Annotated in this window: 9 protein-coding genes and 1 pseudogene; 6 read left to right on the top strand and 4 right to left on the bottom strand. The window is 63.3% G+C overall.

Annotation, left to right across the window (positions count from 1 at the left end; all coding sequences use genetic code 11):
* Positions 1 to 59: 59 nt before the first annotated feature.
* Both XpopCFBP1817_RS17860 and XpopCFBP1817_RS17865 read right to left on the bottom strand, forming a co-directional pair.
* Positions 60 to 509: a hypothetical protein gene (locus XpopCFBP1817_RS17860; RefSeq protein WP_128418148.1), complete on the bottom strand. Its 450-nt coding sequence runs from the start codon at positions 507 to 509 to the stop codon at positions 60 to 62.
* Positions 510 to 578: 69 nt separating this feature from the next.
* Positions 579 to 962, bottom strand: coding sequence for a PH domain-containing protein (locus XpopCFBP1817_RS17865; protein ID WP_128418149.1), 384 nt, complete (start codon positions 960 to 962; stop codon positions 579 to 581).
* Positions 963 to 1,215: 253 nt separating this feature from the next.
* Here XpopCFBP1817_RS17865 and XpopCFBP1817_RS17870 point away from each other — a divergent pair.
* Positions 1,216 to 1,551: pseudogene (locus tag XpopCFBP1817_RS17870) on the top strand (phage integrase N-terminal SAM-like domain-containing protein); the annotation flags it as partial.
* A gap of 15 nt (positions 1,552 to 1,566) precedes the next feature.
* Here the strand turns inward: XpopCFBP1817_RS17870 and ilvD are convergent.
* Positions 1,567 to 3,405, bottom strand: coding sequence for a dihydroxy-acid dehydratase (ilvD, locus tag XpopCFBP1817_RS17875; RefSeq protein ID WP_128418150.1), 1,839 nt, complete (start codon positions 3,403 to 3,405; stop codon positions 1,567 to 1,569).
* Between the two features lie 296 nt (positions 3,406 to 3,701).
* On the opposite strand from ilvD, the gene XpopCFBP1817_RS17880 reads away from it, so the two are divergent.
* Positions 3,702 to 3,968 carry a YkgJ family cysteine cluster protein gene (locus tag XpopCFBP1817_RS17880; RefSeq protein WP_128418151.1) on the top strand — a complete coding sequence of 89 codons (267 nt, stop codon included), beginning with the start codon at positions 3,702 to 3,704 and terminating at the stop codon, positions 3,966 to 3,968.
* A gap of 22 nt (positions 3,969 to 3,990) precedes the next feature.
* Here XpopCFBP1817_RS17880 and XpopCFBP1817_RS17885 read toward each other — a convergent pair whose 3' ends face one another.
* Positions 3,991 to 4,536, bottom strand: a complete 546-nt coding sequence (locus XpopCFBP1817_RS17885) for a gamma carbonic anhydrase family protein (protein WP_167393972.1) — start codon at positions 4,534 to 4,536, stop codon at positions 3,991 to 3,993.
* Positions 4,537 to 5,033: 497 nt separating this feature from the next.
* Here XpopCFBP1817_RS17885 and XpopCFBP1817_RS17890 point away from each other — a divergent pair, with 497 nt between their 5' ends.
* The 4 genes from XpopCFBP1817_RS17890 to XpopCFBP1817_RS17905 all read left to right on the top strand — a co-directional run bounded on the left by XpopCFBP1817_RS17890 (position 5,034) and on the right by XpopCFBP1817_RS17905 (position 9,273).
* Complete coding sequence (locus tag XpopCFBP1817_RS17890; RefSeq protein ID WP_128418153.1) at positions 5,034 to 6,344, top strand: MFS transporter; 1,311 nt, start codon at positions 5,034 to 5,036, stop codon at positions 6,342 to 6,344.
* 135 nt (positions 6,345 to 6,479) lie between these two features.
* Positions 6,480 to 7,742, top strand: coding sequence for a cyclic di-GMP phosphodiesterase (locus tag XpopCFBP1817_RS17895; RefSeq protein WP_128418154.1), 1,263 nt, complete (start codon positions 6,480 to 6,482; stop codon positions 7,740 to 7,742).
* Positions 7,743 to 8,317: 575 nt separating this feature from the next.
* The gene (locus XpopCFBP1817_RS17900; protein ID WP_128418155.1) at positions 8,318 to 8,794 is read left to right on the top strand and encodes a MarR family winged helix-turn-helix transcriptional regulator; all 477 of its coding nucleotides are present in this window, start codon (positions 8,318 to 8,320) and stop codon (positions 8,792 to 8,794) included.
* A gap of 146 nt (positions 8,795 to 8,940) precedes the next feature.
* Positions 8,941 to 9,273: a hypothetical protein gene (locus tag XpopCFBP1817_RS17905; protein WP_425479129.1), complete on the top strand. Its 333-nt coding sequence runs from the start codon at positions 8,941 to 8,943 to the stop codon at positions 9,271 to 9,273.
* Positions 9,274 to 9,283 lie beyond the last annotated feature (10 nt).

Below are 9,283 nucleotides of genomic sequence, written 5' to 3' on the forward strand. Positions count from 1 at the left end.
GAAGCTCGACGTCATGTTCCTCGGATTCCTGAGCTTCGTCCTGATCGTTGAAGGGCTTCTTATGTGTTAACAGGCCATAGTGAAAGCGCATCTATCGACAGATCAATCCAACTCCGTTCGTTTAGCCACGCCCAGAACTTATAGCTCCGCCGACTCTGGAACTCTGAGTCGTACTCCCCGACATACAGATGCCACGCGCACCACTTGTTGACAAACGCCAGGATCACTTGGAGCGCAACACCAAGAAGGAATAGATCGACGATCCAATCACGATGAGGAGAAGCCTTTAGTGCAGCGGACAACTGGTTGTTGGTGAGGAAGAGGACGGGAGCGCCAATACCATATGCCACCAGCCAGGCGCGCAACGTCTTGGCATACTCTGAGTAATTGGCGAAAAAAGCTATCTCTGCTGGGCTTGTGGGTGGTGGCGCTTCCGCGGAAACGGCCAGTACGTTTCCGGACGGAGGTTTGTGCAGACGCGCTGGAGCTTCCTTCTTTGGTGGCTTCATGCAACTCCCCTAGCCATCTAACGCCTGAATTAAGCCGACCCGCGTAGCGGGTTCGGCTTGAATGAATTGTTAGGCCGGCGTGGCCTGCAACACCGCCTCAGCTATGATCCTGTCGAGTCGGCGCACGTCAAGGCCCTTATGGAGATTGACCTTAATGTGACCCGCTTTGGTCCAGAGCTCAATCTCTGAATTAACGTTGAAGATGCCATGACCGTTCTCAGAAGACCACATGAAAATTGACGAGTAAGGAAGTGAGTAGATCTCTATCTTCTTGCCAGAGAAGCCTTGAGCGTCTCTGACGATGAGGCGCTTGTTCGTGAAAATGGCCGTATCTCTGAACGTCTTGTAGGCAGCAATTGCGGTCTCGCCGGTTACAAGAAGATCATTTACGTCCCCAGGAACCGGACACTCAGACACCAAAGTCCAAGAAAGGATTCCGTTTGTCTCAGCCATGTAGCTTTTCCCCAAAGTTGCCGGATTTCTCGGCGCCGATCTAACTACTATTGGACCGCCAAAAGGCGGTGTTGCAGCGAGTATCTTCTGTTGCAAGCCCTTTGTACAAGGGGGAACTCCTAGCCGCAATCACGGGGTCGCACGATGGCAAGCCGACGCGACCATACGGATGCTTTTAGCGTTATCCAGCAAGGGCGCAGGCGGATGAGACACCCAGAAAAACGACGGCGTAGCACCACGCCCATCGGTCAGGCTGCTGGATCAGGTGCGCAACCGCTTGCGCGTGCGGCATTACAGCGTGCGCACCGAGCAGGCGTACGTAAGTTGGATTCGGCGTTTCATCCTGGCCAACGGCAAGCGGCATCCGTGCCAGATGGGGCAGGCGCAGGTCGAGGCATTCCTGACCCGGCTGGCGACCGACGGGCAGGTGTCTGCGGGGACACAGAATCAGGCATTGGCAGCGCTGTTATTTCTTTATCGCAAGGTTCTGCGCATCGAGCTGCCGTGGATGGAAAATCTAGTGCGTGCCAAGCGACCGAGGCGCATTCCTGTGGTGCTCTCGCGCGAAGAGGTATGCATCCTCGCCACGTCGCATTCGCTGGCCCTAGCCGTCCAGCAGCGCCTTATCCCGCACCGCACCCTTATCGGCACTGGTTGCCAGCAAGGCATACGCTTTCAACGCCGTAGTGACCTTGCGTGGGCGTACTTCGACCGGCTTCCAGCCCTTGGCATTTTGCTCCGCGCGGCGGCTGGCAAGCTCTTCGTCGGAGACCAGCAGGTTGATCGAGCGATTGGGGATATCGATCAGGATCTTGTCGCCGTCGCACACCAGGCCGATAGCGCCGCCCGCTGCCGCTTCCGGCGACGCATGGCCGATCGACAGGCCCGAGGTACCGCCGGAGAAGCGGCCGTCGGTGAGCAGGGCGCATTGCTTGCCCAGGCCCTTGGATTTGAGATAGCTGGTGGGGTAGAGCATTTCCTGCATGCCGGGGCCGCCCTTGGGGCCTTCGTAGCGGATCACCACGATATCGCCGGCCTTCACTTCGTCGGCGAGGATGCCTTTGACTGCCGAATCCTGGCTTTCGTAGACGCGGGCGTTGCCTTCGAACACATGGATGGATTCGTCCACGCCCGCAGTCTTCACCACGCAGCCGTCTTGGGCGATATTGCCGTACAGCACGGCCAGGCCGCCTTCCTGCGAGAACGCATTGGCGACGTCGCGGATGCAGCCTTCGCTGCGATCGGTGTCCAGGGTGTCCCAGCGCGTGGCCTGGCTAAATGCAATCTGCGTGGGGATGCCGCCTGGGCCGGCCTTGTAGAACGTGTGCACTTTCTCGTCGCTCGTCTGGGTGACGTCCCACTGCGCGATGGCGTCGGCCAGGGTGCGTGCGTGCACGGTGGCCGCGTTGGTATGCAGTAGCCCACCGCGTGCGAGTTCGCCGAGAATGGCCATGATGCCGCCAGCGCGATGCACGTCTTCGATGTGGTGCTTCGGGGTGTTCGGGGCGACCTTGCACAGCTGCGGCACGCGCTTGGACAAGCGGTCGATATCGCGCATGCCGAATGGCACTTCGCCTTCCTGTGCGGCGGCGAGCAAATGCAAAATGGTGTTGGTCGAGCCGCCCATGGCGATATCCAGGGTCATCGCGTTTTCGAAGGCTTCGAAGGTGGCGATGCCACGCGGCAAGGCGGTGGGGTCTTCGCCGCCATACCAGCGGTGACACAGTTCCACTGCCACCCGTCCGGCGCGCAAAAACAATTGCTCGCGGTCGGCGTGCGTGGCCACCACGGTGCCGTTGCCCGGTAACGACAGGCCCAGCGCTTCGGTCAGGCAGTTCATCGAGTTGGCGGTGAACATGCCCGAGCACGAGCCGCAGGTGGGGCAGGCGCTGCGCTCGAACTCGGCCACCTGTTCATCGGAGGCGCTGTCGTCGGCAGCGATCACCATCGCGTCGATCAGATCGAGTTTATGTTCGGACAACGTGGTCTTGCCCGCTTCCATCGGGCCGCCGGAGACGAACACCGCGGGAATATTGAGCCGCAGCGCGGCCATCAACATGCCGGGGGTGATCTTGTCGCAATTGGAAATGCACACCAGCGCGTCGGCGCAATGTGCGTTGACCATGTATTCGACCGAGTCGGCGATGATCTCGCGGCTGGGCAGCGAATACAGCATGCCGTCGTGGCCCATCGCGATGCCGTCGTCCACCGCAATGGTGTCGAACTCCTTGGCCACACCGCCGACGCGTTCGATCTCGCGCGCGACCAGCTGACCGAGATCCTTCAGATGCACGTGCCCGGGCACGAACTGCGTGAACGAGTTGGCGATGGCGATGATGGGCTTGTGGAAATCGCCATCGCGCATGCCGGTGGCGCGCCACAGTGCGCGGGCGCCGGCCATGTTGCGGCCGTGGGTGGAGGTCTTGGAGCGGTACTCGGGCATGGCGGATTCGGCGGTTGATCGGCGAGCGGTGGCTGGCAATTAGAGCGCGTCGAAACTGTTGCTGCTGCAACCGTCGCGGCGCGTTCCGGTGATCTGGCACGGTAGCACGCAGCCGTTCGGCGCGGCCGTCATCGCAGCGCGCACTTTGCCAGGCGATCAGGCTGCAACGGCCTGGTTCCAACGGACGTGGAGAAAGCGGGGAGCGCACGCAGCTGGCCGCGTTTCCGGAGAAAGGGCTCGACAAGCGGGGTTCTTGCGCCAGCGTCGCACGTGCGCCGCGCCGCTACACTGTGACGATGTCTTGCACGCTTTCCTGCCGCCTGGGCTGCGCTGCCTGCTGCATCGCGCCTTCGATCAGTTCGCCCATTCCCGGCATGCCCAACGGCAAGCCGGCCGGGGTGGCGTGCGTGCAGCTGGATGCGCAGCTGGGCTGCCGGCTGTTCGGTTCGCCCTCGCGCCCGGCGGTGTGCGGCAGCCTGCGGCCATCGTTGGAGATGTGCGGCGCTTCGCGTGAGCAGGCGTTGACGATGCTGACGGCGCTGGAGCGTGCGACCCAGCCCTGAGCGCGGCATCTGCGGCTGGCGCTCAACCGGCGCTGGGCACGCCCAGATACTGGTCCTTGAGCCGCACATAATGTTGCGCCGAATAATGCAGGCTCTCGATCTCCTTGTCGCTGAGTGTGCGTGCCAGTCGTGCGGGGTTGCCCAGCCACAATTCGCCTTCGCCGACGATCTTGCCCGGGCCGACCACCGCCCCGGCGCCGACAAAACCGTAGCGTTTGACGGTGGCGCCATCGAGCACGCAGGCGCCCATGCCGATCAGGCACAGGTCTTCGATGGTGCAGGCGTGCAGGATGGTGCCGTGGCCGACCGTGACGTCCTCGCCGATCACCGTCGGGTAGCCGGCCTTGTTGAAGGGGCTATGGTGACTGACGTGCATGATGGTGCCGTCCTGCACGTTGGTACGTGCGCCGATCTGCACATGATTGACGTCGCCGCGAATCACCGTGCCCGGCCACACCGACACGTCGTCGCCCAGTTGCACCTTGCCGATGATGGTGCAGGCCGGGTCGATATAGACGCGTGCACCCAGCTGCGGGGTGTGTTCCAAAAACGAGCGAATCGGGGTCACGGTGATCTCCAGCATGTCGGCGTGCCGCCCGGTGCGGGCACTGTCTGCATGATAGCTGGGCGATCGTGGGGACGCGGCACGCGCTGGCGCGACAGGAGAAATATGTGACTGTGGTCGTGCACGACACAGCGGCTCACCAGGTCACGCACTGCAGCATTACGCGCGAGGTCGATCGTTTCTGTGCAGCCAATGCGTACAACCCAAATGCCGCTGCGCAGACAGGTCAACATGCAGAGCAGAGCGAAGTGACATGGCGGCCTGTTCGATAAGCGCACACCAGTGCATGCCGCTGTATTGAACGCCACCTGCGATGAGCCTAGCGTGCCGGTGATGTTCTGCAATGCGACTGTTGTTGATGCGTTGCAGTGCCGATGCGCTGTCGAATGCCGTCGCAGAGTTGAGGCTTGCTCGCCCCTTCGCAGTGGTCGCGCTGCGTGGTCGCATGGCCACACGCGAGGCTGCCAACGCAGATGCCATCCCTACAACAGGATCACCCGATGACCCAGAGCGCCGTGACACCCGCAAGCTTCGTGCTGGAGCGTATGACGCCGTTTCAGTGGAGAGCGGTGGCGGTGTGCGTGTTGCTGACCATGCTCGATGGCTTCGATGTCATGGCGATGGCGTTCACCGCGCCGCATGTGTCGGCGCAGTGGCAGTTGTCGGGCAAGTTGCTCGGGGTGTTGTTCAGTGCCGGGCTGGTCGGCATGGCGGTAGGGTCGTTGGTGTTGGCGCCGTTGGCCGACCGCATCGGGCGTCGCGCGATGATCCTGGCATGCCTTGCGATATTGACCATCGGCATGGGTGCATCGGCGTTCGCTACCAATGCGTGGCAACTCGGTGCGCTGCGTGCGTTCACCGGCATTGGCATCGGCGGCATGCTGGCCTGCATTGCGGTGATCGCCGCCGAGTATTCCACTGCCCATTGGCGCAGCACGGCATTGGCGCTGCAGGCTACCGGTTATCCGATCGGCGCGACGCTGGGTGGCGCAATCGCGGCATTGCTGTTGCAGCAATGGTCCTGGCACGCGGTCTTTGTCCTCGGTGCGGTCGGGTCGCTGCTGTGCGTGCCGTTGGTGCTGGCGTTTTTGCCAGAATCGTTGGAATTTCTGATCGCGCGCCGCCCGCCCGGCGCGTCTGCACGCTTCAACGCGGTGCTGGCCCGTATGGGCATGCCGCCGCGTGCCGAATGGCCATTGCCCCCGACGCAGGCAGCCGATGACGCGCGGGGCTATGCGGCCTTGTTCGTGCCTGCATTGCGGCGCCAGTCGTTGTTGATCGCACTGGCGTTCTTCCTGCTGATGTTTGCGTTCTACTTCGTGCTCAGCTGGACGCCCAAGCTGTTGGTGGTGGCCGGCTTGTCGGCAGCGCAGGGCGTGACCGGTGGCGTCTTGTTGAATCTGGGCGGAATCGTTGGCGGTGCGTTGTTCAGCTGGCTGGCCGCGCGTGCGCGCTTGGCGCGGCTCACCGCCGGCGCGCTCGGGATGTCGGCCTTGGCGATGCTGGCATTTGGCATCTACAGCACGGTGCTGAGCTGGGCGTTCGCCATTGCGCTGCTGACCGGTGCAGCGATGTTCGCCGCAATCGCCGGGCTGTATGCGGTGGCGCCGGTGGTCTTCACAGCGGCGGTGCGGTCCACCGGCATGGGCTGTGCGATCGGCGTGGGCCGCTTCGGTGCGATTGCCTCGCCGTTGTGCGTCGGTCTGCTGATGGACGCGGGCTGGTCGCCGGCTGCCTTGTATGTGGCATGCTGCGTGCCGCTGCTGCTTGCGGCGGTGGCCGTGTTGGCGATGCGCCTGCCTGATCGCTGAACTGGTCAGGCTGCACGGCTCGCGACTGACTGGCGAGCCCAACGGGCCAAAGAATTCCACCCAAGTGCCGATATAGCGTCTGACCCAGCACGCTGTGGTGGGCGTCTCGTGGACTTCAAGCAGACCAGCGTCGGCATGCTCAGAACCATCGACTCAGATCAGCTCCGCCCCGGCATGTATGTCTACAAGCTGCTGGGCGCGTGGGTGCACCACCCGTTCTGGAAGACCTCGTTTCTGGTCGACTCCGACGATGTGGAGAAGATCCACGGCAGCCGCATCGCGCAGTTGGTGATCGATACCGCGCGTGGGTTGGATCTGGAGGCGCCGCCGGCGGTCGCTGCGCAAGCCCAGCCGGTCGCCGGGAGCCCGCCGCTGCCTCCCGCAACGGAGCCCTCCGCTGCTGAGCCGACGGAGCCCGCCGCCAAGGCGCGCACCGTCCGCACCACCAGCGTCACCGCCCAGGTTGCCATCGAGTCCGAAGTGGTGCGTGCACGCAAAATCTTCGAAGACGGCCGCGAGATGGTCGAGGCGATGTTTCGCGACGTGCGACTGGGTCGCACCGTCGACACCGAGGCGGCGATGCCGCTGGTGCAGGCCATCAATGATTCGGTGCTGCGGCATCCGCAGGCCTTGATCAGCGTGGCGCGGCTCAAGACCGCCGACGACTACACCTATCTGCATTCGATGGCCGTGGCCGGCCTGATGAGCGGGCTGGCCCGTCAGCTCGGTTTGCCCGAGGCGCAGGTCGTGGACGCGGCGATGGGCGGCCTGCTGCACGACATGGGCAAGGCGGTGACGCCGCTGGAGATTCTCAACAAGCCAGGCAAGCTCACCGACGAAGAGATGGACATCATGCGCCATCACCCGACGGATGGTCATCGCCTGCTGGTGGCCGGCGGTGTGCAGAACGCGGTGGTGTTGGAAATCGCGCTGCATCATCACGAGAAGATGGACGGCAGCGGTTATCCGAATCAGCTGGCGGGCGAGAATATCTCGTGGATGTCGCGGATGGGCGCGGTATGCGATGTGTACGACGCCATCAGCTCGGATCGCCCCTACAAACGGGCCTGGGATCCGGCCGAGTCGCTCAAGCGCATGGCATCGTGGCAGGGGCATTTCGACCCTGCGGTGTTCCAGGCGTTCGTGCGGCGGCTGGGCATTTATCCGGTCGGCTCGCTGGTGCGGCTGGAGTCGCAGAAACTGGCGGTGGTGATCGAGCAGACGCCCGATGCGCTGCTCACACCCAAGGTGCGCGTGTTCTATTCGGCCAAGCTGCGCAGTCATGTACTGGTGCAGGACATTGATCTATCGCGGCCGGACTGCCAGGACCGCATCGCACAGATGGAAAGCCCCACCGATTGGGGCTTTCGCGATCTTGAGAAGCTGTGGCTTCCGTAATACGCAGGCCGTAGGACGCACGTGTGCACGCGGCCTTCTTGGCACGGATATCTGCTGGGCGAGCGGAATGGATGCGCAAGCGTTGTGTGGCGACAACCGCAGCCTTGTCGTGTTGGTTGCCGCTACGCAGCCATGGCAGACATACCGCGCGCACCTCTGCCCGGCTTGCCGGTCACACAGCAGTTACCGTCACCACGTCAAAGACCGCCCTGGCTGCCCGGGTCGCCTGGCGGGCGCGACCATGCTGCGCTGCAGCTTGGCAATTTAGTTATGATCAATAACTATTACGGAACGCAATCACTTGCCGACCCCGTCTCCCATGTCCCAGCCGTGCCTGGATGATCGTCGCTTCTCACGCTTGTCTGCCGCCGCGCGCGGCGGCTATGTGCTGGCGCTGGACCGGCGCCGGTCGGCCGTCGCGGCCTGCCTGCACGGCGTGGCCACGCCGCTCGCGCCCACGCCCACATCGGCACGTCTGACCGCGTCTACAATGCAGCCCACGCCGCAGATCGGCGTTGCGGGCCGGGAGCGTTGCGCGCACCGGTCCGCCCGTCGTCTTCGCTGCGAGAACCTTCATGCACGTCACTGCCAATGCCGCACCGCTGCCCGATGCCGTCACCACGGTAGATCAGGCGCGCCTGCTGCGGTTGTTGGGCTACCGCATCACCCGCACCGAATTGCTGGTGCGGCGGATGTTTCAGGACTGCGTCGCTGCATTCGATCTCAAGCCGGTCGACTTCTCGCTGCTGATGCTGGTGGACGGCAACCCGGGCATCAACCAACGCCAGATCGGCGATGTGCTGCACGTGTCGCCGCCGAATCTGGCGATCGTGGTGGCGCGGCTGGTCAAGCGTCGCCTGTTGCGGCAGGTGCGTGGACGCCAGGACCGCCGCATGCAGCATCTGTCGCTCACCGCTGCCGGCGTGGTCTTGCTGACCGAGGCCGAGGCCGAAGTGCTGCGCATGGAGCAGCAACTCAGCGCGGTGCTTGGCAGCAGCGAAGCGCCGTTGCTGCGCGCACTCGATCGGCTGGATCGTCTGCACACGGAATGATCCGCCGCTGCCGCGCCCGCGCTCGGCAGCTCCGTGCGTTGAACGTGTACATCGCACGCGCCGTAAGCGGCGCGGCGATTGTGGCTGCCTGACCGTTGGCACCTCGTCCCTCCCGCTGTTGCCTGCCAACACTGGAGATGGTCGCAGTGAGCTATTTATCGGTTGTAAGCCGTCTGGGTTGGCGTGCGTTATTGCATTGCAGTGCTTCGCTCGGGTTGGTGTCGCTGCTTGCAGCCGGGCCGGTGTTTGCGCGGGGCGCGCGGCAGAGTGCGACGCTGACCAATGGCATCAATACCGGCTGTACCAGCTACCTGGATGGGTTAACCCGCACCACGCCAGGGTGGGCGGTGATCACCCATCTTCGCCAGGGTTCGCTGGACGCGATCAAGGATTCCCGCCGCAACGACGTACTATGGCCTGTTAACACATACGAAGCCCTTCAACGATCAGGACGAAGCTCAGGAATCCGAGGAACATGACGTCGAGCTT

The organism is Xanthomonas populi (genome assembly GCF_002940065.1).
Lineage (GTDB): Bacteria > Pseudomonadota > Gammaproteobacteria > Xanthomonadales > Xanthomonadaceae > Xanthomonas > Xanthomonas populi.

Coding starts and splice junctions, on each gene's coding strand:
- XpopCFBP1817_RS17860 (WP_128418148.1), bottom strand. CDS start 509: ATGAAGCCACCAAAGAAGGAAGCTCCAGCGCGTCTGCACAAACCTCCG.
- XpopCFBP1817_RS17865 (WP_128418149.1), bottom strand. CDS start 962: ATGGCTGAGACAAACGGAATCCTTTCTTGGACTTTGGTGTCTGAGTGT.
- ilvD (WP_128418150.1), bottom strand. CDS start 3,405: ATGCCCGAGTACCGCTCCAAGACCTCCACCCACGGCCGCAACATGGCC.
- XpopCFBP1817_RS17880 (WP_128418151.1), top strand. CDS start 3,702: ATGTCTTGCACGCTTTCCTGCCGCCTGGGCTGCGCTGCCTGCTGCATC.
- XpopCFBP1817_RS17890 (WP_128418153.1), top strand. CDS start 5,034: ATGACCCAGAGCGCCGTGACACCCGCAAGCTTCGTGCTGGAGCGTATG.
- XpopCFBP1817_RS17895 (WP_128418154.1), top strand. CDS start 6,480: ATGCTCAGAACCATCGACTCAGATCAGCTCCGCCCCGGCATGTATGTC.
- XpopCFBP1817_RS17900 (WP_128418155.1), top strand. CDS start 8,318: ATGCACGTCACTGCCAATGCCGCACCGCTGCCCGATGCCGTCACCACG.